This window comes from Pontibacter silvestris (assembly GCF_020907275.1).
Lineage (GTDB): Bacteria > Bacteroidota > Bacteroidia > Cytophagales > Hymenobacteraceae > Pontibacter > Pontibacter silvestris.
Genome location: NZ_JAJJWI010000009.1, coordinates 180,187 through 206,889, shown reverse-complemented (window position 1 = coordinate 206,889; position 26,703 = coordinate 180,187). Strand labels below are relative to the sequence as shown.

The window sequence follows — 26,703 nt, the reverse complement described above, 5'->3', positions numbered from 1 at the left end:
TTAGAGTGAGATGACATCTTAGCTAGCAATTCTGAATTTACTTTAGTGCAGCTATTTCTGTGCAAGAAAGAACAGGCACTTTTGATTAAGAATAAGCTTAGCAGCTAGTCTTAGTAAAATAAAGCTTGTTATAGCCATGATACAAGGCTAAAGGTTACTGCTGAGCCGTTTAGTTGTCACTGTTTTTTTTAACTTCAGGAGAAGGGAGATAAATATTTAGTTCTGCTGCTGTCTCTAAAATAATATCAGTTGCGTACTTCTTTGTACAGTTTAACTTGCCGGTTTGGCTATATTCACCAATAACACTTTGTGTTATTATAAGCCTGGATGCAAACTCACCGTACTTCTCCATAATACGTTTATGGACTTGTGTTATTTCTTCTTTACGTTGCTCTGTTTCAGGTGTGCGAATTGGGCGCTGATAATTCCTGTTAGGGTAATCATGGCTAATGTTCTCTGCTTTGGCGCCCTGCTTAGCGTTTTGAATGGCGATTTCTAAAAGCTTTTCATTAGCTATCTTTTTCATACCGCCATGAATCCCTTTCGTATGATTTAGCCATTCATGTACATCTGTATTAGGGATATTAGCTAGTTCAACTAAAGCATCATTCGGAATAATATAGGAAGAAGGTTTATTAAATTTCTTTGCCATTTCGTCCCGGAATGAGTAGAGCTTCTCTAAAATATATTGTTGGTAAAAATTTAACTTGAAAGCGTTGCGAAGCTTTAAGTGAGGGTTTTCTGGTTCAGTGTATTCTAAGTTCTCTAATAGCCGATTCTCTTCTTCTAACCAGTTCATGCGTCCTGTAGCGCTTATTTCCTGTACAAGCTTATCTTTTACCTTATGTAGATAAATCACATCTATTGCAGCATAATATAACTGGTCTTCCGTAAGAGGCCTTTTGTTCCAGTTACTTGATTGTTGAGATTTATCAATTTCTTTGTTAAACTCCTCTTTTAGTACTGTGGCAAGGGATGAACGCTCATAATTAAGAATTTTAGCTGCTACATCGGTGTCCATTACATTTCTAATGTTGCATCCTAATTTGTTTAGCAGCAAAATGTCATTGTTAGAATGGTGGATAATCTTAGTGATAGTTGAGTCTTCAAACAGATCAAAAACAGGAGCCAGGCTTTCAATTTTAAAGGGATCAATAATAAAGCAAATACCAGTACCAGCCGTTATTTGAATAAGACATAGGTTAAAGCCATAAGAAAAGCGGTTCTGATCAAATTCCAGATCTAAAGCCAGTTCCTTATTTTCACTAAGCTGGTTTACAGCCTCTTTAAGCTGCTTTTCTGTTTCAATCAGTTCAATAGTTATGCTATCGTATGTAAGAGAAGTCTTTTCCATTCCTAAAGATAAAATGTTTACTGCATAATCAGTATCACTTTTTTTCTTTATGAGAAGAACTATGGCAGAATAATGGTTTGAGGCCATACAATAAAAAAGAGTCTCTACCAAAATGATAGAGACTCAAACCTAATATAGCTTTATTTTAAATGTTTTTTCTATAGATACTGTTCTTATTGCATTTCATCTACTACACCATCGTTTACAGTTGTATCCTGAACGGTAGTGGTGTCTGTATCAGATTCTAAGTCAACTCCAACGTCATCTCCCATACTGGCATCTGTTGGCATAGTCTCTGTTTCTGCCTCTGTTGCTGTAGAGGCACCTTCTTGGTTACCACAAGCTGTGAATGCAACAAATGCAAACGCGGCGAAGGCTAATTTTATTGTCTTTTTCATAGCGTGTTCAGTTTATTCAATAGATTGTTTTTGTACTTATTTATACGAGTGGTGTAATAATATGGTCTAAATTAGGGCATAAAGTTGTCTGTTTTAAAGGTGAATGTAAAGGAATAAAGTGTAAGGAGCTTGTATTTATACATGAATAACCTTTGATCTTAAGTTGAAGCATTTCATCATAACAATGCAATTGTAAGTAAATGAATATTCTTGATTTACTACTGCTACCTGGGAATCAGATTAGGAAGATAAAGTAACTCTCAATAGTGCACTCAACTACCTGCTTAATAAGTGGCTTAACTTCTTGCCAAAGTAAACAGGGGTAATGAAAAATACCATATGTAAAGAGCTTCAGCTTCAAGAAATAAACTGTACCTAACTATTATTTCGCGTTGAGCATTGCTTCACGCCTAGCTCTAAACTCTGTACCTTCGTTCCATTCAGGATAAGTATCGGTGTTGGCTACTCTGTAACCAACGCGCAGGAACAACTGTAAGTCTTCCACAGCGCCATTAAGGTTCCAGTCATTATGTATTTCATCACTAAGTTTATGATAATCATTAGCTGTATAATTCTCCTGGAACTTTTGTACATAATCTGCAGGTTGGTTTCTGGCTATAACCCCTGACTCTGCATAAAGAGCCGGCACACCTTGCTTGGCAAATTCAAAGTGGTCGGAGCGATAGTAAGAACCATGTTCAGGAGTTGCTTCGGGTACAATATGACGGTTTTGTTTCGTTACCTCTTCTGCCAGTATATCTTCTAAGGTAGAATTACCAAAACCAACTACAATCACATCTTCTGTTGGTCCATAAGCATTTAGCGCATCCATATTTATGTTAGCCAGTGTTTTGTTTAGCGGGTAAAGAGGATTAGTTGCATAGTATTTTGAGCCTAATAAGCCTTTTTCTTCGGCTGTGACAGCCAGGAAAAGTATTGAGCGTTTTGGCCTTTGAGGTAGCATGGTATAAGCTTCAGCCAGTTCTAGCAAACCAGCAGTACCAGTTGCATTGTCAAGGGCTCCGTTATATATCTGGTCACCTTGTAGTGTTTCGTCTTTGCCTAAGTGGTCCCAATGTGCAGAGTAAACCACATACTCAGTTCTAAGCTCCGGGTCAGCACCTTCCAGTTTGGCAATTACATTTTTAGACTCTACTTCTCTTAGAGTATTCTTAATATTAAAAGTAGCCGTAGCATTCAAAGGAACAGGTTTGAAGTCTTTGCTAAGGGCTGCAGCTTTAAGTTGCTCAAGGCTCTTGCCCGAGGCAGATAACAACTGCTTTGCTTTTTCTGTCGTAATCCAGGCTTCTACAGCAGCTTTATCCATATTTTTATTAACGTTGCTAATGTCAAAGTTCTCGCGGCTCCAGCTACCTGAAACAACCTCGTAAGGATAACCAGTGGGCCCTGTCTCATGAATGATAACGGCAGCGGCAGCACCTTTTTCAGCTGCAATCTCATATTTGTAAGTCCAACGGCCATAGTAAGTCATAGCTTTGCCGCCGAACATACTACTGTCAAGTTCTGCTGCATTATCTGGGTCCGGTATAGGCGGATCGTTTACGAGCATCACAATAGTTTTGCCTTTCACGTCCAAACCTTTGTAATCATCCCAGCCATATTCTGGTGCCATGATGCCATAACCTACAAACACCATCTCAGAATTCCTGATGTTTATATTAGGTATAAACCGTCGGGATACGGCTACATAATCATCAGGAAAATTAAGGTTAATAGTTTTTCCTCCTACCGTAAAAGATGCTTTAGGTTGCGCAGTATATCCGAACATAGGTACATTCTGCACATAAGTGCCATCAGGGTTGCCTGGCTGCAGGCCTATTTTTTCAAACTGGCGTGTAAGATAATTAACGGTAGAGTCTTCTCCTACCGTACCAGGGGCACGTCCTTCAAACGCATCGGAGGCCAGTACAGTAGTGTAATTCAGAATATCTGTTGTTGTAATACTTTGCAGGGCAGGCTGAAGGTTTGTGCTATCGGTGGCAGCTGCGTTTTCATCAGAATCAGAAACCGTTCTGGAGCTTTCGTTACAACCAAAAGCCAGCATGGCTAACACAGCCAGCAGCGGTAAGTGGTTTTTCATAAAGAAAATTAGGTTAGTTTGCAGTGCTTAATTTAAGCAAATTTTCTACATATGCTGTTAATGGAGCGTGAGGACCATTTCCTAAGCGCCTTCTGAACAGCATTTATACTATGGATAATCAGGAAAGTGGAGCGAATCTGAAGAAAAATGCACTATGGCAAAAGCTCAGGCTGCCAGTTCCGAAGGGTCGGGCACTCCTTTATGTAGCTCTTTTATTAGAGTAAGGCATCCATCTAAGTTGTGTCGTAACTGGCACTCCCATATAACCACTTGCTGCCAACCAGCCTCCCGGTATAGGTGTTTGTAGCGAGCATCCCGGCTGGTGTTCTTCTGAAACTTGTTTTGCCAAAAGCTGAAATTTGTTTTAGGCATTGCAGGCTGGCAATAGGGGCATCGGTGCCAGAAGCAACCATGAACAAAGACAGCCAATCTCCTGGAAGGATAACAAATGTCAGGCTTACCCGGAGCTTTGGGCCAATGTACGCGATAGCCGCGCAAGCCTTTTTGCCATAACGCCTGTCTTAAGGCTAACTCAGGTTTGGTGTTTTTGGACTTATTACCGCGCATATAGCGACTAATCTTTTCCTGTGCCGTAAGAGGTGTTTGGGCTTTCTGTAATTTATACTTCGTGTATGGTTTCTTCTTTGCCAAGTTTGCCTTTAATACGCAAAGGAAGAACAGTCCTAAGCAGGAATTAGTGCCGGCTACAGTGTAGGGATTAAGATCAGGTTCTGTAATAAATGCGGGTCATAGAGTCGTCATACGGCTTGTACCCTGGGCGGGTGTGGCAAAAGCGCTGCTCCAGCGCACGAAGGTCCCTTATATCTTGCAGCAAGAAGCACCTCCATCCGTTCAGGTCAGTTTCTTTGCCACTGACATTGGTAAGCCAGGCACACAGACAGTCCTGATTGTTCATGTCACGGCCGAGGAGGTGGGGTTCCACTTCGTACGTTATGCCATTGTAGCTGAACTGGATGATTAGTCTGGCTCCAACAGCTCTTGATAGTTCCTCTAACAAAGTGCTGTACATGTCCTGTGCCGTTTTATTTGAATGATAAGGTAGCAGCAGCTTTACTTTTCCTGCCTTGCATGCCAGATGAAAATCCAATTTGATAGTATAAATCTAAAAAATATATGTCTGGAAGTATAGGAATACTTTTGCCATAAAGTAACATGCTGCTTAAGCAATACTAGTCTTTGTCTAAACCTATATCTAGTATTCTAAGGTATTAGACAGTATATTTTAGTTGTATAGAACCGGAATAAGTAACATGAGTTCTATTGGGGAGCAATCTAATTTCGTGTTGTTGATAAATCAGTGCTTTTGACTTATGGAAACCCTTTAGGTAAGTTTTCCTTATACCTTATGACAGTGTAAGGCCGGAACTAAGCTAATATATCATCAAAGAAAAACATATGTATGAGGAAGGTAAATGGCCATAAAAGAAACCGCGTTATATATACCTAAGGAAGATACAATAAACCATTAAAAAAAAATGGAAAATAATTTCAGGAGGGGAAGGATGTATTTTGTACCTTACAAGCGTTTAACAGGGGTTTTATTAGTTTGAAAATTAGGTGTATTTGTTTATGCGAATAAGCATAATTTGTTTTTTTAATAATACTTTTAAATTTGCCTTATACATACAGCAGTACCACAATTTATGGATAAATATTCTTATATCGCAAACGCGCACGGAGATTATATCGATGAGCTATATAAGTCCTATCAGCAGGACCCGGAGTCGGTAGAGTTTGGCTGGCGCAAATTTTTTGAAGGTTATGATTTTTCCACAGCTTATGGCAGTAATGGCCAGTCAGCTAAGGACGTAACCGCTACTCCAGCTACCTCCGGTGCCGTAGCGCAAGGAGAGTCAGAAAAAGAGGTTGCAGTGCGTAACTTTATTTACGCTTACCGCTCCCGTGGTCACTTACGCTCAAAAACAAACCCGGTTCGGGAGCGCAAAGACCGCAAAGCTTTACTCGATCTGAAAGATTTTGGCTTAACAGATGCTGATTTAGATACAGTTTTTCAGGTTGGGGAAATTATTGGTATTGGCCCGGCCAAACTAAGAGACATTATTGCGGCAGTACAAAAGATTTATGAAAGTAGCATTGGCTACGAGTATATGTACATCCGCGATCCTGAGGTGTTGCACTGGATTCAGGATAAAATTGAAAAAGAATACCTGAGCTTTAACCCAGGTATAGAATATAAGAAGCGCATTCTTTCTAAACTGAATGAGGCAGTAGTGTTTGAAAACTTCCTGCATACGAAGTTTCTAGGCCAGAAACGCTTTTCATTAGAAGGTGGCGAAACAACTATACCAGCCCTTGACGCCATTATTGATAAAGCTTCTGAGCTGGGAGCCAAAGAAGTTGTAATTGGTATGGCGCACCGTGGCCGCCTTAATGTGCTGGCTAACATCATGGGTAAAACCTATGAGCAAATCTTCTCTGAGTTTGAAGGTACAGCTGTACCTGACCTTACTTATGGAGATGGTGACGTAAAGTACCACATGGGCTTTTCTTCAGAGGTGGAGACACCTTCTGGTCATAAAGTGAACCTGAAACTGGCTCCTAACCCATCTCACCTGGAGGCGGTAAACCCAGTAGTGGAAGGTTTTGTGCGTGCTAAAATTGATTGCATGTACGATAAAGACCCTCGCCAGATCGTGCCAATCCTTATTCATGGGGATGCAGCTTTGGCTGGTCAGGGCATAGTGTACGAGGTAACACAAATGTCAAAGCTTAATGGCTATCAGACAGGTGGTACTATTCACTTTGTAATTAACAACCAGATCGGTTTTACAACTGATTTTGAAGATGCCAGATCTTCTATTTATTCTACAGACGTTGCTAAAATTGTAGATGCTCCGGTATTGCACGTAAACGGTGATGATGCTGAAGCAGTCGTCTTTGCTGTACGTCTGGCTACAGAATACCGTCAGAGGTTCCAGAACGATATCTTTATTGATATGGTATGCTACCGTCGTCACGGGCATAACGAGTCTGACGAGCCTAAGTTCACGCAGCCACAGCTTTACAACATTATCTCTAAGCATGCTAACCCGCGCGAGGTTTATAATAAGCAGTTAATTAGTAGTGGCGAAGTAAATGCAGAACTGGCAGACAACATGGATAAAGAGTTCCGCCAAATGCTGCAGGACCGCTTAGACATGGTAAAGCAAAAGCCTTTGCCTTACAACTACCAGGTGCTGGAAAAAGATTGGCAGGCATTGCGCCGCTCAAATCCGGAAGACTTCAATCAGTCGCCGGAAACAGCTATCTCTGCTGATGTAATTGAGCAGGTTGCTAAAGCACTGACTTCTGTACCACAAGGCTTTAAACCACTAAAACAGATAGAAAAGCTTCTGAAAGACCGTAAGGAGATGTTCTTTGACACGAAGGCTCTTAACTGGGCAGCAGGTGAGTTGCTGGCTTATGGCTCTATTCTGGCGGAAGGTAAAATTGTTCGTTTAAGTGGACAGGATGTGCAACGTGGTACTTTTTCTCATCGCCATGCAGTGCTACGCGATGCTACTACCAGTGCTCCTTACAACAACCTGAATCACATAAACGAAAATCAGGCAAGCCTCGAGATCTACAACTCATTGCTTTCTGAGTATGGTGTGCTGGGTTTTGAGTTTGGTTATGCTATGGCTAACCCTAATGCCCTGGTAATATGGGAAGCCCAGTTTGGAGACTTTGCCAACGGTGCCCAGGTAATGATTGACCAGTTTATTGTAGCCACAGAGTCTAAGTGGCAGCGTATGAACGGAGTTGTGATGTTATTGCCGCATGGCTATGAAGGCCAAGGACCTGAGCACTCTAACGCCCGTCCTGAGCGCTTCCTGCAACTTGCTTCTGAAAACAACATCTTTGTTACTTATATTACTACGCCAGCAAACTTCTTCCACATGCTGCGGCGTCAGTTGGCATTACCTTTCCGTAAGCCAGCTGTAAACATGTCGCCTAAATCGTTGCTGCGTCATCCATTGGTGAGCTCTCCAATAGAAGACTTTACCTCCGGAGGGTTTAAGGAAGTGATTGGCGACGATTATGCAGAGGCTGGTTCAGTGAAGAAAGTATTACTGTGCACAGGCAAAATATACTTTGACTTACTGGAAGAGCAACAGAATAACAAACGCAATGATGTGGCTATTATTCGTATGGAGCAGTTGGCGCCATTCCCTAAAGTGCAACTGGAGGCTGAACTGCAAAAGTATAATAACGCCAAAATTTACTGGGTACAGGAAGAACCAGAGAACATGGGAGCCTGGACCTACATTCTGCGCCTAATGCGACACCAGATAGAAGACGTGATTTCTCGTAAACCAAGTGCGTCTCCAGCTACTGGTTATATGAAGGTACACGTAAAAGAGCAGCAGGAAATAGTAGCACGTGCGTTTGCATAAAATAAGAAAGGGATGAAAATTGATGGGTATAAAAGGTAGTTTCTTTTATACCCATTATTCATGATTCATTCGTAATTCATAATTTGTAATTCATAATCAAAAGAATAATATGAGTTTAGAAGTTAAAGTGCCTGCCGTAGGCGAATCGATTACTGAGGTAACTATAGCCCAATGGCTGAAGAAAGACGGCGACCGTGTAGAAATGGATGAGGTGATTTGCGAGTTGGAATCTGATAAAGCCACTTTTGAATTGCCAGCCGAAGCTGCAGGCATTTTAAAAATTGTAGCACAGGAAGGAGATACTATTGAGGTAGGTGCCACTATCTGCCAGATTGATCAGGATGGAGCTGCTCCGGCAAGCCCTGCTGCTCCTGCTGCTGAGGCTGCACAGCCTGCTGCTACAGAACAACCAGCTGCTGCATCTGGCACTGGGGAGAGAGTAGAAATCAAAGTACCGGCTGTAGGTGAATCTATCACTGAGGTAACGGTAGCCAGTTGGGTAAAGCAAAATGGGGCTTATGTAGATATGGACGAAGTTCTATGTGAGCTTGAGTCTGATAAAGCTACATTTGAACTGCCAGCTGAGGCGGCTGGTACCTTAGAAATTGTAGCGCAGGAAGGCGATACACTTGAAATTGGTGCTACTATATGCTATATTACAACAGGAGCTTCAGCGGGTGCTGCTAAACCTGCTGCGCAGCCAGCTGCACAACCTGCCGCTGCTACAGGTTACGGAAATCAGACTTATGCTTCTGGTACGCCATCTCCTGCTGCAGGTAAGATTCTTTCTGAAAAAGGTGTTAACCCGGCTGATGTACAAGGTACTGGTCGTGATGGCCGCATCACGAAAGAAGATGCGCAAAATGCACAAAAGCCTGTCGCAAAACCAGCTGCTGCCCCTGCTCTTAAGCAAGAAGCTGCTGCCGATGCGTCAGCCGCAAGTGGTGACCGTAACCAGCGCCGTGAAAAAATGAGCTCACTGCGTAAAACAGTTGCCCGCCGTCTGGTACAGGTGAAAAATGAAACGGCAATGCTGACTACTTTCAATGAAGTAGACATGAAGCCGATCATGGACATCCGCTCAAAGTATAAAGAGAAATTTAAAGAGAAGCACGAGGTAGGCCTTGGCTTTATGTCTTTCTTTACAAAGGCTTGTACAGTTGCTTTGCAGGAGTGGCCGGCTGTTAATGCACAAATCGACGGAAATGAAATAGTGTTCAACGATTTCTGTGATGTTTCTATTGCGGTTTCTTCTCCGAAGGGGCTGGTTGTGCCTGTTATCCGTAATGCGGAGAGCCTGACACTAGATGGCATTGAGAAAGAGGTGATTCGCCTGGCAAAGAAAGCACGAGACGGTAAGTTGTCTATCGAAGAAATGACGGGTGGTACTTTTACCATTACCAACGGTGGTGTGTTCGGTTCCATGATGTCTACTCCGATCATCAATGCGCCGCAGTCAGCTATACTGGGAATGCACAACATTGTACAGCGTCCGGTGGCTATAAACGGCCAGGTGGAGATTCGCCCAATGATGTACTTAGCGCTCTCTTATGATCACCGTATCATCGATGGTCGTGAGTCAGTAAGCTTCCTGGTACGCGTAAAAGAGCTGCTGGAGGATCCAATGCGTTTGTTGCTGGGCGTCTAGTGCCGCTTGCGCACTAAGTAAGCGCAGTTAAGAGTTGAAAGTTATGAGTTAGGCCAGATGCTTTTGTAAATACTGCGTAGCAACTATAAACTTGTATCTCTCAGCTCTTAACTATAATGTAATGGTTGATAGTATTGTAGCGTAGAAGGCGTTTCAATTTTAATAAGGATTACAAAGCTTTACTTGTTCCTGAAAAGGAAAACAGGAATTTGTTTTGGCAAAGTAACTGGTAAGAAAGGTGCTACTATAGGTGCTAATACAGAAGCAGCAGTTGTGGCACAGTCTAAACCAGGTTTTTTCAAAGCTACATGTTGTTCTGGAGGAAGCTCACGCAACAAGTTATTGGCTACGATTGTTATATGCTGTTAATTTAATTGAAGATACAGCTTTCAAGAGTATACATAAAGCCTGTATAGAATTACAAAAGATGTTAAGCAGTATTAAATAACTCTTAACTCATACTTTTAACTCTTAACTATATAAAAGTGAAATACGATGTTGTAGTTATCGGTTCTGGTCCTGGCGGATATGTGGCAGCAGTACGTTGCGCACAGTTAGGCCTTAAAACCGCTATCGTTGAAAAATATAATGTATTAGGTGGTACCTGCCTGAATGTAGGGTGTATCCCGTCTAAAGCACTGCTCGATTCATCGGAGCACTTCCACAGTGCATCGCATACGTTCGAAACGCATGGCATTGAGCTGGAGAATCTGAAAGTAAACATGCAGCAGATGATCAAGCGTAAGGCGGAAGTAGTTAAGTCGAATAACGACGGTATTACTTACCTGATGAAAAAGAACAAGGTTGATACCTACTTTGGACGTGGCTCTTTTGTAACAAAGAACAAAATTAAAGTTACAGGTGTAGATGGTAATGAGCAGGAGATTGAAACTGACAAAACCATTATTGCCACTGGTTCTAAACCCACGTCATTGCCTTTCCTGCCAATAGACAAGAAGCGTATTATTACTTCTACAGAGGCTTTGTCTCTAACAGAAGTGCCAAAGAATCTTATCATCATAGGTGGTGGAGTAATCGGGCTTGAGCTTGGTTCAGTTTATGCACGTTTAGGTGCTAAAGTATCTGTAGTGGAGTATATGGATTCTATTATCCCTACTATGGATAAAGCATTAGGTAAAGAATTGCAGCGTGTACTAAAGAAAACCTTAGGTTTCCAGTTCTTCTTTAGCCACAAAGTAACAGGGGCAACTAACGAAGGCGAAGTAGTAAAAGTAACTGCTGAGAATCCTAAAGGAGAAACGGTTACGTTTGAAGGTGACTATGTACTTGTTTCTGTAGGTCGTAAACCATACACAGAAGGTTTAGGCTTGGAGAATGCAGGAGTGCAAATGGGCGAACGCGGTATGATTGCCGTAAACGATTATTTAGAAACCAGCGTATCAGGTATTTATGCAATTGGCGACGTGGTGCGTGGTGCTATGTTGGCACATAAAGCCGAGGAAGAAGGTGTGTTGGTAGTAGAGCAGATTGTTGGTCAGAAGCCGCACATTAACTATAACCTGATTCCGGGAGTGGTGTATACCTGGCCGGAAGTGGCTGGCGTTGGCTTTACGGAAGAGCAACTGAAAGAGCAGGGACGAGCCTATAAATCCGGTTCATTCCCTTTTAAAGCGTCAGGACGTGCGAAGGCCTCTATGGACACAGACGGTTTTGTAAAAGTGCTGGCAGACAAAGAAACAGATGAAATTCTGGGGGTACATATGATTGGCCCACGTGCTGCTGATATGATTGCCGAAGCGGTGGTAGCAATGGAATTCCGTGCATCAGCAGAAGATATTGCGCGTATGAGCCATGCACACCCAACTTACACAGAAGCAATGAAAGAAGCGTGTTTAGCCGCAACGGAAAATCGCGCTATACATATTTAATTTTTTTGATTAAGGGTTAGTAACAAAAGCGCCACCTTCTGGGTGGCGTTTTTGTTTTAGGCCAAACCTATGTTATACAACTTTCTCCAACTGGCGTAGGGTTCATGTGTTATATTCAAAGCAAAGAACTTTTATGTTAGCTAAGAGGCCATTCAGCCTGAAACAGAAGTAAAGCACGCCTGTCTGGAATATGCTGGCCCACACGAATTTTGCATGGCTTATTTCCGCCATAATGGGCAATGGTAGGAGGTGTCTGAGAAGCTAAGCTTAAAAGATAGTCTGGAACAGGTGGAGGAATGAGACATCGTGTCTTTAAGCAGAAAGATCGGTATTTAGAGCAGCCTTTATAAATGAAGCTTTGCATTCAATAGTCTGCAGCAGTTAATCCCTGCTACAAAAGTACATTCTTATGCATTTTAGATAGTTAACAGTGCCAACTTAGTTGCGGAACATTTTAACCATATTTAAACTGCTAGTACACCTAAAGTTGCCTTCCAAAACTCTTAATTCAACCATGCTTTATGTATAACTATACATAAAGTATTATAATCTGAATAGATTCCGCTAAACATCAGAGATATAAGGCATACTTTCTCTAAACTACCCTTTGAAAAATGTTTTCTTAAAAAAGCTTGACAATCACAAAACCTATTGTACATTTGTAGTGTACTAACTAACTAGTACACTAAAACAATAGCAAGAATGGTGGAGTTAAAGAATGTTCAATTCAGGTACAAAAAGAAAAGAGTTCTTTTCGATAACCTGACCCTGACCTTATATCCAGGCTTTATCTATGGCCTGTTAGGTAAAAATGGTGCAGGTAAATCTTCTCTTCTGAAGCACGTGGCCGGGCTGTTGTATCCTAATAGCGGAGAGTGCAACGTGTTCGGTTACAAAGCGCAGACGCGAAACCCGGAAATGTTGCAGGACATTTATGTGGTGCCAGAAGAGTTTGCCTTGCCTAATATGAGTCTTGCTGCTTATGTTAAAACAAATGCGGTTTTTTACTCCAGGTTCAACTATGAACAGCTTAACAGCTATCTGGTAGAGTTTGAACTGACCGACAGTGCTAACCTTTCTACTTTGTCTTACGGTCAGAAAAAGAAGTTTCTGATTGCTATTGCCCTTGCCACAAATGCCCGCCTGCTTATTTTAGATGAACCTACCAACGGACTGGACATTCCTTCTAAGAGCCAGTTCCGGAAAATTATGGCCTCAGCACTCAATGAGGAAAAGATCATTATCATATCCACTCACCAGGTGCGTGACCTGGAGAACCTGATTGATAATATCGTAGTGCTGGAGCATGGCCACATCATCTTTAACAGAAACATGGCAGAGATTTCAGAAAAGGTAGCTTTTGAATATAACTTGGCAGGAATTCCTGATGATGAGGTGCTGTATGCAGAAGAGCTTCATGGAAGAAAAGCAGGTATTGTGAAAAACTTGTCTGGGCACGATTCCCGTGTAGACCTTGAACTGCTATTTAACGGTATCATAAAAGATGCTGAAAATATTGACAAGCATTTTACCAACTACAGCTATGAATACTAAAATGAGTCTGAAGCACCTGAGCAATTTTGTGAAGAGGCACTTAAACTCTAATATGCACTCTATGTGGATTGCTATGGTAGCTGTTGCCTGTTCATTCCTGGTGCAGTCAGAGCAATTAGATTATGCTTACCCGTTAGAATTGCTATTAAAAGGCGTTGTAAACGATGCCACTGTTGTTTCTACTGACCATTAGTACAAAATAAAACTATGAATCCTGTATTAGACCTTAAAAGACTTGGTTACTTTATAAAGCGGCAACTGTTCTTAAACATTAATGCACTTTGGATTGCTATTGGTGCCGTAGGTGGTGCCTTATTGGTTATTTCAGCTCTGTTTGCATATTTTAATCCCGAAGTAGACACCTTGTTCGGTTTGCGTAACTTGTATCTGGTGGTGCTGTTCGGTGCTGGTTTTATCTTTACCAGCATGGTTTTTAATGAAATGAACACACCGCAAAAGAGCGTTACATTCCTGACACTACCTGTCTCTACTTTGGAGAGGCTACTGGGGGCATGGCTGGTATCATCGCCGGTATTTTTACTTCTGTTCGGAGCTTTTATGCTGTTGCTAACCTTAATAAGTACATTACTGGCCGGGCAGCCAGAAGCTTTATCTTATTTGTTTGATAGAGATGTATTGATTTGCGTAAAGGTTTACCTGGTAACGCAAACTATCTTTTTTGTGGGAGCTTGTGCCTTTAAGGGAAACAGCTTCCTGAAAACATTACTGGCACTATTTGTAGTAGCCATGATTATTACGGCATATAGCGGATCATTAGGCTTCTTGCTATTCGGCAAGGCAGGCGTTAAGGTTGGGCCAGACGGAGAGTTCAAGGATACAGTAGAATACATATTTACCAAAGTTATTCCGTTCCTGTTCTGGTATGTGTTGGCTCCATTTATGCTAGTAGTGTCTTATTATAAACTAAGAGAAAGGCAGGTGTAAGATGGAGTTTAAAGATAATCAAGCAATATATCTTCAGATCGCAAACCGTTTCTTTGAAAACATATTAAAAGGGAAATGGACAAGCGGCGACAAAATACCTTCTATAAGAGATATGGCAGTTGAGTTTGAGGTGAACCCCAATACAACGATGCGCACATTTAACTACTTGCAGGACAAAGGTATTATTTACAACAAGCGAGGCATCGGATATTTCTTAGCAGATGATGGTTTAGAGAAAACTATAGCCTTAAAGAAAGAGCAGTTTGTAGAGGAAGAGCTACCTGTGTTCTTTAAAACAATGAGCCTGCTGGGGCTTTCGTTGGATGACCTCAAAGCTTACTTCAGTAAGTATTCAAACAATTAAGCTTGATATTAAACTTAAAGAAAATGAATATGGCAACAAGTAATAAACTTCTGCTTGGCTTACTCATCGTAATATTGCTTTTTTTAACAGTAATAATGGGAGTAAGTAAGTATTATGCAGTAGAAGGTCCGGTAAGTTCTTTTGAGCAGCAGGAGGCCCCTATGGCTCCCGAGGCACCTCATGCGCCGGAAGCAGAATAAATAATTATCATTTGTAGCAGATGATGAAGTAGCCTGGAAGGTCCAAAAGAAGTATTCAAAAGCTTTATAAGCAGCTGTCTTAATAAAATTTTCGAAAAGCTTGCCAGTCAGGCAACTTCTGCCACATAAACTGCATCTGTTAATCAAGTACCTCAAAAAGAATTGTATAACCTTAACATAAACTATGATGAGAAAAGTACAGGTTTTATTCGTTTTGCTGCTGTTGCCGCTACTGTCTTGGGCGAAAACAAGTGTAAATGCTTCTGAAATTATCAATAAGATAAATCGTGGACAAGCTGTTTCTTATTCTAATGCAGAAATCGTTGGTGACTTGGATCTTACTAAGCTTAAGAACATGAAGCAAAAAAGCAGTAAAGGTTCTAAAGAGTACATTAGTACTGTTACCAGTATGGTAACATTTATGAATTGTACCTTTAAAGGTGATGTACTGGCTTATTATAATCCAGATAATGCCGGTAATGTTAGCAGCTGGTTCAGTTCTTCGAGTAACGAGACTTACAATACTAATTTTGAGGAAGATGTACGCTTCGAGAACTGCGTGTTTGAAAAGAAAAGTGCTTTTAAGTATTCAAAGTTTAATGGTAATGTGTCTTTTGCCGGCAGCCGTTTCTCAGAAGAAGCACTTTTTAAGTATAGCGATTTTTCTGAATCGGTAAACTTTAGCAATGTCATGTTTAGTGATGATGCTAATTTTAAATATGTGGATTTCCCGGTGATGGCCGACTTTGGCGGAGCTACTTTTGAGGACGAAGCTAATTTTAAATATGCTAAGTTTAAGGAGGGGGTTAGCTTTAGGAGAACGGCTTTTGAGGGTTTGGCTAATTTTAAGTATACCAAAATCTCCGATGCCTTCGAAATAAGAGGGGCATCCTTCAAAGGAGGTGACGATTTCAAATACACGCAGGTAAATAACAAGCATGTGTCTCTGACGACGCTACAAAGCATGGCAAAGTAACAATAATAAGAGTTCGGAGGGGTTAACACAAATAGCCTCCTATGCTCTTATTGCATCTTAAGTAGCTTTATCAGGTTAATTATTCCGGAATCTTCTGATAATGCTTTCACAGGAGGCAACTCCAGCCACTCCCGTCTTACCCTGTTTACCAGTTCTAAATTAACACCTACATTTGGCAGGCGTTTAGCTGCAACTACAGTTGCAACGGCTATTTTAAGAGAGTTTGCTTTTACTCTTATTGTGTTTGGTGTGTATCGTGCCGGATGTAAATGCACAAAACGCCCGGCTTCTAATCCCCAACGTAAGACCCAGGCTGTGGCATCAGATAGCGTAATAACAAAATATGCTTTTTCTTCATCAGTAAGATATTGCCGATACATTTCCGGCTGCAACAAACTATGTTGCTGGAGGTGTAGCATTACTTCCTGCGATATTTGCATAGGCATAAGCTGGCCCAGGTACATATCAAGCTGAGAACTGCCTATGGTTACAAGAGCATCTTTTATTTCAGGCTCTGTGATGGCAAGGCTGTACTCAATAAACTCTCTGATGTACTGCAGGTGGTGCTTCAGTGGGTGAAAAAGAACAGGCTTGGGAAGATCAGGAGAAAACATGCTTTTCAAAACGATTGCAATACTATAAAGTGGCTTTTGTATTGTTAAAAGAACATATAGCCCTTAAGAACTTAAGTTTAACAGTAGTTATTATTGCTATAAGTGCAGAGAATTTGTAGATAATAAAAGGCCGTAAGTCGATTTAATATAACTACACATATAATATTCTCAAGTATAACAAGAACAAGTTCTATCTTATGTTGCTATTGCTACATAGCTCTCCGGTAATGCATAACAACGTAAAACTATGATACAGCTTAACAATATTCAGAAATATTATGCAGTAGGGCATAACAAGCTGCATGTACTCAAAGGTATTAATATGCATGTGCGTGAAGGGGAGCTGGTATCAATTATGGGTTCATCTGGTTCTGGCAAATCTACCTTGCTGAATATTCTGGGAATTCTGGATGATTATGATATAGGGGAGTACACTTTAGCGGGCACTTCTATTAAAAATCTTTCAGCAGCAAAGGCTGCTTATTACCGGAACAAGTTTCTGGGTTTTGTGTTTCAGTCCTTCAACCTGCTTTCATTTAAAAATGCCATGGAAAACGTGGCTCTGCCACTTTACTACCAGAAAGTAGGCCGTAAGCAGCGTAATAAACTGGCACTGGAGTACCTGGATATGGTTGGACTGAAAGAGTGGGCAGAGCACTCGCCAAATGAAATGTCGGGTGGACAGCGGCAACGCGTGGCTATTGCCCGGGCACTTATCTCTCAACCAAAACTGATACTTGCCGATGAACCAACTGGTGCCTTGGATACAAAGACTTCTTATGAGGTGATGGACATTTTTAAAGAAGTGAACCGCAAAGGAATGACGGTAGTAATTGTAACGCACGAAAACGATATAGCGGAACAAACAGACCGACTCATCCGCCTTAAAGACGGACTTATTCTGGATGACGGCCTTAGTATACAAATGGGTGCTGATACCATCGCTTCTGAAATCAGAATCCAGTAAGCTAAGCACAACAGTAGGATTGTAAGCAACTTTTAGGTATCAACAACAAAGCTCATGTTTGATATTGATAAATGGCAGGAGATTCTGGGAACAATGCAGAAGAACAAACTGCGTACTTTCCTGACAGCCTTTGGGGTGTTTTGGGGCATCTTTATGCTAGTGCTGTTGCTTGGAGTGGGTAAGGGCCTGGAAAAAGGCATTATCAATCGTTTCGGAGACGGAGCCAAAAACAGTATCTATATTTTTGGTGGCAAAACAGCAGTGGCTTATAAAGGCATGGGGCCGGGCCGCCAGATTCAGTTTACGAATGAAGACCTCAAAGCCATCAGTCGTGAAGTAGCAAACCTGAATCTGCTAGCTCCTAGAAACAGGGTTTTTGGAGAGTTCACTATTAATTATGGTAAGCAAAATGGCTCTTATCTGGTATATGGAACCGGGTGTGATTATCTGGAGTTGAATGGGGAACGGGTTTACCGTGGCCGCCTTTTGAACAAGTTGGATGAAGAGGAAAAGCGCAAGGTGGTGGTACTTGGAGAGCAGGCAAGCAAAGTGCTTTTTCTGGAAGAGGATCCTGTTGGTAAATATGTAAATATCAGGGGTATCTACTTTAAAGTAGTGGGCACCTTTAAAGTAAAAGGTAACAACAACGGACGTCGTGAAGAACGTGCTTATATTCCTTTTTCTACCATACAAGCAGCTTTTAATCAGCCAAACCAGGTGCAGGTCATGGCGCTGACAGCGCAGGAAGGAGTTAGTGCCAAAGACATGGAAGATCGCATCAGAGCTCTGTTGGCGCAGCGGCATAAGTTTTCTACTGAAGATGTGATGGCGTTGGGCATTGATAATACCGAAACCGAATACCTGAAGGTAATGGGGCTGTTTAGCGGCATTAATGTTTTTGTGTGGTTGGTAGGCATTGGTACTTTAATAGCAGGCATAGTGGGAGTAAGTAACATTATGTTGATAATCGTGAAGGAGCGTACCCGTGAGATTGGTGTACGGAAAGCTTTGGGAGCCACGCCTGTATCAATTGTAAGCCTTATTCTGCAGGAGTCGGTGGTGATAACTGCTTTTTCCGGATATGTGGGCTTACTGCTGGGCGTGGGGCTGCTGGATATAATGCGATTTCTGATAGAGTCTTCCGGTGCTGAAATGCCCTTCTTTGCTGCCCCCGAAGTAGATTTGGAGGTAGTGTTAGCAGCTACTTTTATCCTGATGCTGTCTGGCGCACTCGCTGGTTTGGTGCCTGCCATGAAAGCTGCTAACATTAAGCCTATAGAAGCTTTAAGAGCGGATTGATGTTGGCAGGACAAAAGAGCAAAAGAATCATGAAAGAGTAATTAGTCGCTCATTCAAAACCTAATCAAGCTATGATTGATATTGATAAATGGACGGAGATTTACGGCACCATTAAGCGACATAAACTGCGTACAGGTCTTACTGCTTTTGGGGTGTTCTGGGGCATCTTTATGCTGGTGCTGTTGCTTGGAGCAGGTAAGGGCCTGGAGAATGGCGTTATGCGTGATTTTGATGTGGCTAAAAATGCTGTCTTCGTCTGGACGCAACGTACAAGCATACCTTATATGGGTTTAAAGGCAGGTCGCTTTGTACAGCTAACAAGCGATGATGTAGCAGCCATAAAAGCTAACGTTCCGGAAGTTGACATAGTAGCGCCCAGTAATCAGCTGAATGGTGACTTTACAGTGATAAGAGGTACAAAGAATTCTTCGTTTACAGTAAACGGAGAGGCACCTGAGGTGCTGCGAGTAGTTCCTATAAAAGTGCCTGAAGGTCGTTTTCTGAATGACAAAGATGTTAATGAGCGGCGTAAAGTAGCTGTTATAGGCCCACGTGTAGTAGAACTGCTTTTTGATAAAGATGAAGACCCTTTGGGGCAGTACATCAACATTAAAGGGAATTACTTTCTAGTGGTAGGCACTTTTAGCACCAGCAGCAGCGATGAGCAGGGGCAGCAGGATGCGCAGGTTATTTACATTCCGCACACCACCTTACAGCAAACCTTTAACCAGCCTAATAGAGTGGGCTCCTTGGGATTGATACCCAAACCAGGCGTACCAGCAAAAGTAGTGGAAGACAAAGTGAAAACATTGCTTATGAAGCGCCACCAAGTAGCCCCGGATGATGTGAAAGCCTTCGGATCGGCTAATGTGGAGGAAGAGTTTAAAGATGTGCAGGGCTTGTTTACAGGTATAGCAGGATTCAGCTGGCTGGTGAGCATCGGTACTATTTTCGCAGGCATTATAGGTGTGGGTAACATTATGCTGATTGTGGTAAAAGAGCGAACTAAAGAACTCGGAATACGGAAAGCCTTGGGCGCTACGCCTTGGTCTATTATTACTCTTATTATTCAGGAATCTATTGTTATTACAGGCTTTGCCGGCTATGTTGGGCTGTTGGCAGGTACGGGCATGATCGCTTTTATTGACTACATGATGACGAAGTTAAATGTACAGGCAGGCTTTTTTGGCAATCCCGAAATAAATGTGAGCATAGCCGTGACGGCAGTAGTGGTGCTAGTAGCAGCAGGCACCTTAGCAGGCTTAATACCTGCTACCAAAGCAGCCCGTGTAAACCCAGTGGTAGCGCTGAAAGATGAGTAACAAATAATGGCTAAAGAAAACTAAGGATTTATAAAATAACTTTACTATGAAAAAGATATTGCTTGGGCTTGTTGTACTGGTATTTTTAGGCTTATCAGTATGGCTGGGCTATTATTTCTATAAAAAGTCAAACACAGACCCGATCGTTTATAAAACAGAGGCTCCTGTAGAGACTGATATCATTAAAAAAACGGTAGCCACAGGTTCTATTGTACCGCGCAAAGAGGTGCAGGTAAAGTCACAGGTCTCAGGCATTGTGGAGGATTTATATGTAGAAGCAGGCGAAATTGTAAAACAGGGGCAGTTGCTGGCAAAAATCCGCATCGTGCCGAATATGGTAAGCGTGAATAATGCCGAAACAGAACTGCAAAGAGCAAAATTAAACTTTGATGAGTCGAAGCGTGAACTGGAGCGGTACGAAGAACTATACCGGCAAAAAGTTATTTCAGACCAGGAGTACCGGAGGTACAAGGCTGATTTTAACATAAGCCAGGAAACAATGATGGCAGCAGAAAATAATCTGCAACTTGTGCGTGAAGGCTCATCACGAAAAAAAGGGCAGTCTTCTAACCTGGTATATTCTACTATAGATGGCATGCTGCTGGACGTTCCGGTAAAAGTGGGTACATCTATTATAGAACGAAACAATTTTAATGAAGGTACTACCATCGCTACCGTTGCTGACATGCGCAGCCTGGTGTTTGAAGGCAAAATAGACGAATCTGAAGTAGGTAAGCTGGAAGAAAATATGGACCTCTTATTGACTATCGGAGCCATAGAGGGGCGTGTGTTCAGTGCTAAACTGGAGTACATTGCACCTAAAGGAGTGGACGAAGAGGGCTCTGTTAAGTTTCCGATACGGGCAAAAGTACTGCTTGATGAAAAAGACTTTATACGTGCCGGCTACAGCGCCAATGCTGACATTGTGTTAGATAAACGTGATAAAGTAATGGCCATAAAAGAGAGTATGCTGAAGTTTGAAAAAGAACAGCCTTATGTAGAGGTAGAGATAGCTCCGCAGGTGTTTGAAAAACGTATGATTAAAACAGGTTTGTCAGATGGTATAAACATAGAGGTGGTGTCAGGCCTGAAAAAGGCAGAGAAAGTTAAAATACCCGATGCGACTATTGCCCAGATATAAGGTTGTTTTTGTTTGTGATTAGTAGGAAGCGGGTGTAACAGCCCGCTTTTTTTGTATTAGCTGCTATAGTAAAAAGCTTTCACTTGTACTGCTTCTACTATCTTTAACACTAAAAAATACCATTACTTATTTTGTTCAGACATTAGTACTTAATAAAGCACAATGCTACATTTTTGATAAATTTGCAGGAACAACATTAACCAGAATGGCACAACATTATATTACTCCATCAGCAATTCAGATTGTAGATTATAATCTTTTTTACGCAAAGGCATTTTACGACCTGAACCACGAATGGATTACCACTTACTTTGTAATGGAAGAGGCTGATGAAAAATCACTTGGTGATCCTGAAAGCTATATCCTTAGTAAAGGAGGTTATATCCTGATCGCTTTGTTTAACGGAGAACCTGTAGGTACATGTGCCTTGATTAAAGAAGGAAACAACACATTTGAACTGGCAAAGATGGCCGTTGCTCCAAAAATGCAGGGCATGAAAATCGGCAAAATGCTGGGAGAAGCAGCGGTTGACAGAGCACGAAGAGTAGGGGCCAGTAAAGTTTATCTGCTATCGAACCGCCGGTTAGAAACAGCGCTGAACCTTTACCGCCGGCTGGGTTTTAAGGAAGTACCTGTAGGCCCCAGCAATTATCAGCGTGCCGATATAAAGATGGAGTTGCTACTGCAGTAGTAGCAACTCTTTTGCTATAGCTAAATTAACTTGCTTTCACGCTCAGGCTCCATTCTGGCGACACCCTCTGTCATCCAGCAACCTTTATGCGCTCCTCTTTTTTGCTTGGCTAGTATAAATAAGTACGCTGACTCCTGCCCATCACGGCCTTGTACAACCACTAGTTGATAAGCTGTGTCATCAACTACTACTAACTGCCCTGCTTTGTACGATTTAAAGTTAAGCATAGGCCGGTAAGGCGGTTCCCGCACCAGCAAACGGAAATGGTCTATCGGGCCGAGATACATTTTGTTTCTTGGAGATGAGAAGTTAAAAACGGTAATAATACCGCTATCGCTTCCATCATTCTGTTGCAGTGCCTGTAGTTGTATGCGCACTACCTCACGTGGAGTAAGTTGTTTGTCTGGCTTCAAATAAGTCCATTTAGAAGACGAGGTGGTTTCGGCTTCAGAAGTATAGTAGGTATAAAGTTGTTTATCTGAATCAGGTAGAGGTGGAAATTGCACCCAAAACATAATCAACAAAATAACCCCTATGACAAACATGAGTTTATCAAATATTTTATCGATCCTTTTCATATAATTTATGTACTTTATTTAGGCTGGGTTTGTTGCCGGGAGGTGAACTTTAAGAGTAAATGATGCCTTTGTGCATGTTAATGACTTTATGGGAAAAACAAACTGGCTCATAATCGTATATTGCAGCAGTACAATTTCTATGAAGAACATTCTTGCACATAAAGTACAGCGTGGGGTATCTTGGTTTTTACACCAGCCTGGCGTTGTTCGCTTTCGTAATCGTTATCCAAGGGCAGCTGATTCTGTTGCAAAACGGTTTGATGCAAAAGAGTTTTCAGGTTTGCCGCTTACATTGCTTGTACTGGTGTTCTTATTTAATTTGCTGTTATTGTCACAATTGGCAGATAGCGTAGTAGGGGCGGAGGGGATAGTAAAGCTGGACCAGAAGTTTACAGCTTTTCTGTATGAAGCAAGATTTGAGCAACTAAGCTGGCTACTCTATTATATTTCGTATCTGGGTTCAAGTGAAGCAGTATTTATGTTAGGTGCTGTTATAACTGTGCTTTTTGTGATAAAGCGAAGGTTTGTAGCCATACTGGCTTTCTGGCTGGTAATGGCAGGGATGGGACTATCAGTAAGGTACGGCAAAACCTACATTAGCCGCGACAGACCTGCAGATGTGGCGTACTACCCTGTTAAGAATTTCTCTTTTCCCAGTGGCCATGCTACTACGGCTATGGCTCTTTATGGTATGTGTGCCTATTTTCTTGTTCGCCATTTTAAAAAGAATAGCAGCAAACGTAAAGCCTCTTCCTGGGCTGGAGTTATACTCATCTTACTGGTAGGTTTTACCAGAATATACCTGGGTGTGCATTACCTGTCGGATGTGCTGGCTGGCTTCCTGTTAGGGATACTATGGGTGTTGCTGGGCATAAGCCTGATGGAAGTGCTGCAGCTAAGGCAAAGGTATAAAGCCCAAGGTTGATTTATGCGGGTATATGAGTGCATATTGCTTTTACAGGAGGCAAATAAGAAGACCTTAGAACAGGCCACTGCTATTATATACCAGACCAAATGCATCGGCAACCGATATATTAGTGCTGAAAAAGAAAGCCTCTAAAACAGTAGCTTTAGAGGCTTCAAGTTAAGAGTTATTTCCTCCTAAACCTGTGAGTTTATTCAGGACGAATAAGATTATAAATGTTATGGAATAAGATTTTCCTCTTGCATTCTGCTTACTGTTAACTCTGAAAACTTCTCAGAGAATTGGTCAATGCTGGAAGGGTTATAAGATCTGGACTGTGCAGACCATAGTAATTGTTCTGAATCAGCATCATAAAGGTTTGACTCAAGAAAGTACACTTTATCTTCAGTATAATAACCTGGATCATACAAAGTAGGATACCAGTGTGAATAGTAGCCTCTAAAGGATCCATACCAGCCAAAGCGTCCCATCGGAGCATAAGGGCCATAAACACCACCACTGCCTTGCACATATCGTGTCTCTGTTTCTTCGTCTACAACAGCTACTGTCAAAATTGCATCATGACCGTCTCCTTGAATTCTTTGTAACAGCATGTCTGCGTCTGAACCTCTTTCACGCATCATGGCCGGTGGAAACACGTCGATACTTTTTGTAACCTGAATGCCACGCTGCTGAAGCTGTGCCTGCAGGTCATTTTCGACGGTTTGTCTGGCCTGTGCATTATCTGTAAGTGCTGCTACTATAACTCTGTTGTAGTTTTGTGAGGTAGCTTCAGGGCTCTTCCAGGTTCCGGTTATTTCTGTAGAAGCAGCGCAGCCGAATAAGATAAGGGCAATTACTGCAAAGGAAAGTAACGGAATAAAATTTTTTCTTGAATATGCTTGTATTGTCTTCATAGGTAATGTCAAAATAGTTTGAGTTTGTATGAGGATTAACGAAGCAGAACAAAAATAGATACTTAAGAGCTGTGATGCATAACAACAAGGTTACCTCTGCAGTCGTAATCTTTATCTAAGATTGACGTAAAATCTTGTATCCATAATAGGCAACAGTTATATCGTTTCTCACTTTAAGGTAAGATCAATGGCATACGATAAAATTATTTCTTTACTGGGTTCTGATGCTGAGAGCCTGTTACAGTATGAAAGCAAAACCATATCAAAAGATATGCTGCATGTACCAGGGCCTGATTTTGTAGATAGGATTTTTATGCAGACGAACCGTAGTGCCCGCGTGCTACGGAACCTCCAGCAACTGTTTGATCATGGCCGTTTAGGGAGGACAGGCTATATCTCTATCTTACCGATAGACCAAGGCATTGAGCACACAGCCGGAGCGTCGTTTGCGCCTAACCCGATCTACTTTGACCCGGAGAACATTATGAAGCTAGCTATTGAGGGTGGTTGTAACGGCGTAGCTACTACGTTTGGTAACCTGGCCATGATGTCCAGAAAGTATGCCCACAAAATTCCTTTTATTGTTAAAATCAATCATAATGAACTGCTGACTTACCCAACCAAATATAACCAAATTATGTTTGGTTCTGTGGATGATGCCTGGAATCTGGGTGCTGTAGCCGTAGGTGCTACTATCTATTTTGGTTCAGAGGAGTCATCGCGCCAGATCATAGAAGTGGCAGAAGCTTTTGAAAGAGCGCATGAGTTAGGCATGGCTACTATTTTATGGTGCTACACACGCAACAGCGCCTTTGTCAAAGACGGAGTAGATTATCATACGGCCGCTGATATTACAGGGCAGGCGAATCATATTGGTGTAACTATTCAAGCAGATATCATCAAACAAAAGCTTCCAGAAAACAACGGCGGTTTTACTGCAGTCAACTTCTCTAAATCAGATAAAAGAATGTATACTGAATTAAGCAGCGATAACCCTATTGACCTGTGCCGTTATCAGGTGGCTAACTGTTATATGGGGCGTGCCGGTTTAATTAATTCCGGAGGAGCGTCGCAGGGAGAGTCTGATTTGCAGGAAGCCGTAAGGACAGCTGTTATAAACAAGCGTGCCGGTGGTACAGGGCTAATTTTAGGTCGACGGGCTTTCCAGAGAAGTTTTAAAGAAGGAGTAGAGCTGGTGAACATGGTACAGGACGTGTATCTTTCTAAAGAAATTACAATTGCCTAAGCTATAGCACAATTGGTTATTATTAAGTACTTTTGTAGCCTGCCTTGTCTGAAGCCACAGCTGTGAACAGAAAAGGCAGGCTATTTAGCATCTTTAAGTACAGCCATTAACCGAAAAGTGCGAAGAGCACATTTTAAGATATGATGCCTTGGTTTAAAAGAGTAGAGAAAGGAATTCACACTCCTACAGAAGAGAAAAAGGAGACGCCTGACGGACTGTGGTACAAATGCCCTGAATGTAAAACGGTTACCAGTATGGCCGAGCACCGTAAGCACCTGTATACTTGCGTGAAGTGCGATTATCATGCGCGTGTTGGTTCAAATGAATATTTTGCCATCTTGTTTGACGACAATGAGTTTACCGAGCTGGACGAGAACATGACCTCTGCTGACCCGCTGAACTTTACAGACTCTAAGCCTTACCCGCAGCGCGTTACCGCTACTCAGAAAAAAACAGGCCTGAAAGATGCCGTTCGCACTGCTTATGGTAAAATAAACGGTCAGGACTTAACAATAGCCTGTATGGACTTTGCTTATATAGGAGGTTCTATGGGCTCAGTGGTAGGAGAAAAAATAGCCCGTGCTATTGATCATGCCCGTAAAAACCGCACACCTTTCCTGATGATTTCAAAGTCAGGAGGTGCCCGTATGATGGAAGCAGGGTTCTCGCTAATGCAAATGGCAAAGACATCTGCCAAACTGGCCTTGCTGGCTGAGGAAAAACTGCCATACGTATCTTTGTTAACAGACCCGACTACTGGCGGTGTTACAGCCTCTTATGCCATGCTGGGCGACTTCAATATAGCAGAGCCTGGTGCGTTAATTGGTTTTGCCGGTCCGCGTGTTATCAAAGAAACAATAGGAAAAGACTTGCCAAAAGGCTTTCAGAGTGCAGAGTTTGTACTGGAGCATGGCTTTCTGGACTTTATAGTAGACCGTAAGCAACTGAAGCAGAGACTGAGTGACCTGTTCGGTATACTTCACGCTGAAGAGGAAACCGTAAGCGTTAAATCCAAAGAAAAGAAGGCTACTTCTAAAGCTTCTTGATAAAGAATATAATAAGCAAGAAAGCCTGCCGGATTACAAGCCGGCAGGCTTTCTTGCTTAAGTATAGCGTGGCCATATATTTTGAAAAATATATCCGCTGTAAAGATCAGAAAAACAGGTAGAAGCATTTT

Annotated in this window: 26 protein-coding genes; 18 read left to right on the top strand and 8 right to left on the bottom strand. The window is 42.0% G+C overall.

The window, feature by feature from the left end:
- Positions 1 to 169 precede the first annotated feature (169 nt).
- The 5 genes from LN995_RS10585 to LN995_RS10565 all read right to left on the bottom strand — a co-directional run bounded on the left by LN995_RS10585 (position 170) and on the right by LN995_RS10565 (position 4,961).
- Positions 170 to 1,354 carry a ribonuclease D gene (locus LN995_RS10585; RefSeq protein WP_229961032.1) on the bottom strand — a complete coding sequence of 395 codons (1,185 nt, stop codon included), beginning with the start codon at positions 1,352 to 1,354 and terminating at the stop codon, positions 170 to 172.
- Positions 1,355 to 1,527: 173 nt separating this feature from the next.
- Positions 1,528 to 1,752, bottom strand: coding sequence for a hypothetical protein (locus LN995_RS10580; RefSeq protein WP_229961031.1), 225 nt, complete (start codon positions 1,750 to 1,752; stop codon positions 1,528 to 1,530).
- Between the two features lie 382 nt (positions 1,753 to 2,134).
- Positions 2,135 to 3,853, bottom strand: coding sequence for a M28 family metallopeptidase (locus LN995_RS10575; RefSeq protein WP_229961030.1), 1,719 nt, complete (start codon positions 3,851 to 3,853; stop codon positions 2,135 to 2,137).
- A 165-nt stretch (positions 3,854 to 4,018) separates the two neighbouring features.
- Positions 4,019 to 4,504 carry a very short patch repair endonuclease gene (locus LN995_RS10570; protein WP_229961029.1) on the bottom strand — a complete coding sequence of 162 codons (486 nt, stop codon included), beginning with the start codon at positions 4,502 to 4,504 and terminating at the stop codon, positions 4,019 to 4,021.
- 73 nt (positions 4,505 to 4,577) lie between these two features.
- The gene (locus LN995_RS10565; RefSeq protein WP_229961028.1) at positions 4,578 to 4,961 is read right to left on the bottom strand and encodes a hypothetical protein; all 384 of its coding nucleotides are present in this window, start codon (positions 4,959 to 4,961) and stop codon (positions 4,578 to 4,580) included.
- A gap of 556 nt (positions 4,962 to 5,517) precedes the next feature.
- On the opposite strand from LN995_RS10565, the gene LN995_RS10560 reads away from it, so the two are divergent.
- From LN995_RS10560 to LN995_RS10520, 10 genes are all read left to right on the top strand, one after another.
- Positions 5,518 to 8,271, top strand: coding sequence for a 2-oxoglutarate dehydrogenase E1 component (locus LN995_RS10560; RefSeq protein ID WP_229961027.1), 2,754 nt, complete (start codon positions 5,518 to 5,520; stop codon positions 8,269 to 8,271).
- 109 nt (positions 8,272 to 8,380) lie between these two features.
- Positions 8,381 to 9,919 (top strand): 2-oxoglutarate dehydrogenase complex dihydrolipoyllysine-residue succinyltransferase, encoded by a 1,539-nt coding sequence (gene odhB, locus LN995_RS10555; RefSeq protein ID WP_229961026.1) that lies wholly within the window; start codon positions 8,381 to 8,383, stop codon positions 9,917 to 9,919.
- 250 nt (positions 9,920 to 10,169) lie between these two features.
- A complete protein-coding gene (locus tag LN995_RS22180; protein WP_377469709.1) occupies positions 10,170 to 10,367 on the top strand; it encodes a four helix bundle protein in 198 nt (65 codons plus the stop codon).
- A gap of 37 nt (positions 10,368 to 10,404) precedes the next feature.
- Positions 10,405 to 11,808, top strand: coding sequence for a dihydrolipoyl dehydrogenase (gene lpdA, locus LN995_RS10550; protein ID WP_229961025.1), 1,404 nt, complete (start codon positions 10,405 to 10,407; stop codon positions 11,806 to 11,808).
- 702 nt (positions 11,809 to 12,510) lie between these two features.
- Complete coding sequence (locus LN995_RS10545) at positions 12,511 to 13,362, top strand: ABC transporter ATP-binding protein (protein ID WP_229961024.1); 852 nt, start codon at positions 12,511 to 12,513, stop codon at positions 13,360 to 13,362.
- Complete coding sequence (locus LN995_RS10540) at positions 13,352 to 13,555, top strand: hypothetical protein (protein WP_229961023.1); 204 nt, start codon at positions 13,352 to 13,354, stop codon at positions 13,553 to 13,555. The genes LN995_RS10545 and LN995_RS10540 overlap by 11 nt, the downstream gene beginning before the upstream one ends.
- Before the next feature lie 14 nt (positions 13,556 to 13,569).
- Positions 13,570 to 14,307, top strand: coding sequence for a hypothetical protein (locus LN995_RS10535; RefSeq protein ID WP_229961022.1), 738 nt, complete (start codon positions 13,570 to 13,572; stop codon positions 14,305 to 14,307).
- A 1-nt stretch (position 14,308) separates the two neighbouring features.
- A complete protein-coding gene (locus LN995_RS10530) occupies positions 14,309 to 14,671 on the top strand; it encodes a GntR family transcriptional regulator (RefSeq protein ID WP_229961021.1) in 363 nt (120 codons plus the stop codon).
- 29 nt (positions 14,672 to 14,700) lie between these two features.
- Positions 14,701 to 14,871 (top strand): hypothetical protein, encoded by a 171-nt coding sequence (locus tag LN995_RS10525; RefSeq protein ID WP_229961020.1) that lies wholly within the window; start codon positions 14,701 to 14,703, stop codon positions 14,869 to 14,871.
- A gap of 184 nt (positions 14,872 to 15,055) precedes the next feature.
- Complete coding sequence (locus LN995_RS10520) at positions 15,056 to 15,847, top strand: pentapeptide repeat-containing protein (RefSeq protein ID WP_229961019.1); 792 nt, start codon at positions 15,056 to 15,058, stop codon at positions 15,845 to 15,847.
- Between the two features lie 47 nt (positions 15,848 to 15,894).
- Here the strand turns inward: LN995_RS10520 and LN995_RS10515 are convergent, their stop codons facing one another.
- A complete protein-coding gene (locus tag LN995_RS10515; RefSeq protein ID WP_229961018.1) occupies positions 15,895 to 16,461 on the bottom strand; it encodes a hypothetical protein in 567 nt (188 codons plus the stop codon).
- A gap of 247 nt (positions 16,462 to 16,708) precedes the next feature.
- Between LN995_RS10515 and LN995_RS10510 the strand changes: the two genes are divergently transcribed.
- The 5 genes from LN995_RS10510 (at position 16,709) to LN995_RS10490 (ending at position 21,881) form a co-directional block, all read left to right on the top strand.
- Positions 16,709 to 17,428, top strand: coding sequence for an ABC transporter ATP-binding protein (locus LN995_RS10510; protein WP_229961017.1), 720 nt, complete (start codon positions 16,709 to 16,711; stop codon positions 17,426 to 17,428).
- 54 nt (positions 17,429 to 17,482) lie between these two features.
- Complete coding sequence (locus tag LN995_RS10505; protein ID WP_229961016.1) at positions 17,483 to 18,727, top strand: ABC transporter permease; 1,245 nt, start codon at positions 17,483 to 17,485, stop codon at positions 18,725 to 18,727.
- A 71-nt stretch (positions 18,728 to 18,798) separates the two neighbouring features.
- Complete coding sequence (locus LN995_RS10500) at positions 18,799 to 20,049, top strand: ABC transporter permease (RefSeq protein ID WP_229961015.1); 1,251 nt, start codon at positions 18,799 to 18,801, stop codon at positions 20,047 to 20,049.
- Positions 20,050 to 20,095: 46 nt separating this feature from the next.
- Positions 20,096 to 21,190 carry an efflux RND transporter periplasmic adaptor subunit gene (locus tag LN995_RS10495; protein WP_229961014.1) on the top strand — a complete coding sequence of 365 codons (1,095 nt, stop codon included), beginning with the start codon at positions 20,096 to 20,098 and terminating at the stop codon, positions 21,188 to 21,190.
- Positions 21,191 to 21,395: 205 nt separating this feature from the next.
- Positions 21,396 to 21,881 (top strand): GNAT family N-acetyltransferase, encoded by a 486-nt coding sequence (locus LN995_RS10490; protein WP_229961013.1) that lies wholly within the window; start codon positions 21,396 to 21,398, stop codon positions 21,879 to 21,881.
- 20 nt (positions 21,882 to 21,901) lie between these two features.
- Here LN995_RS10490 and LN995_RS10485 read toward each other — a convergent pair whose 3' ends face one another.
- Positions 21,902 to 22,459, bottom strand: a complete 558-nt coding sequence (locus tag LN995_RS10485; RefSeq protein ID WP_229961012.1) for a DUF4864 domain-containing protein — start codon at positions 22,457 to 22,459, stop codon at positions 21,902 to 21,904.
- A 139-nt stretch (positions 22,460 to 22,598) separates the two neighbouring features.
- On the opposite strand from LN995_RS10485, the gene LN995_RS10480 reads away from it, so the two are divergent.
- Positions 22,599 to 23,384, top strand: coding sequence for a phosphatase PAP2 family protein (locus tag LN995_RS10480; protein WP_229961011.1), 786 nt, complete (start codon positions 22,599 to 22,601; stop codon positions 23,382 to 23,384).
- 218 nt (positions 23,385 to 23,602) lie between these two features.
- On the opposite strand, the gene LN995_RS10475 is transcribed toward LN995_RS10480, so the two are convergent.
- Positions 23,603 to 24,280 (bottom strand): DUF4136 domain-containing protein, encoded by a 678-nt coding sequence (locus LN995_RS10475; protein ID WP_229961010.1) that lies wholly within the window; start codon positions 24,278 to 24,280, stop codon positions 23,603 to 23,605.
- A 187-nt stretch (positions 24,281 to 24,467) separates the two neighbouring features.
- Between LN995_RS10475 and LN995_RS10470 the strand changes: the two genes are divergently transcribed.
- The gene (locus tag LN995_RS10470; protein WP_229961009.1) at positions 24,468 to 25,526 is read left to right on the top strand and encodes a class I fructose-bisphosphate aldolase; all 1,059 of its coding nucleotides are present in this window, start codon (positions 24,468 to 24,470) and stop codon (positions 25,524 to 25,526) included.
- A gap of 143 nt (positions 25,527 to 25,669) precedes the next feature.
- A complete protein-coding gene (gene accD, locus LN995_RS10465; RefSeq protein ID WP_229961037.1) occupies positions 25,670 to 26,572 on the top strand; it encodes an acetyl-CoA carboxylase, carboxyltransferase subunit beta in 903 nt (300 codons plus the stop codon).
- Positions 26,573 to 26,703 lie beyond the last annotated feature (131 nt).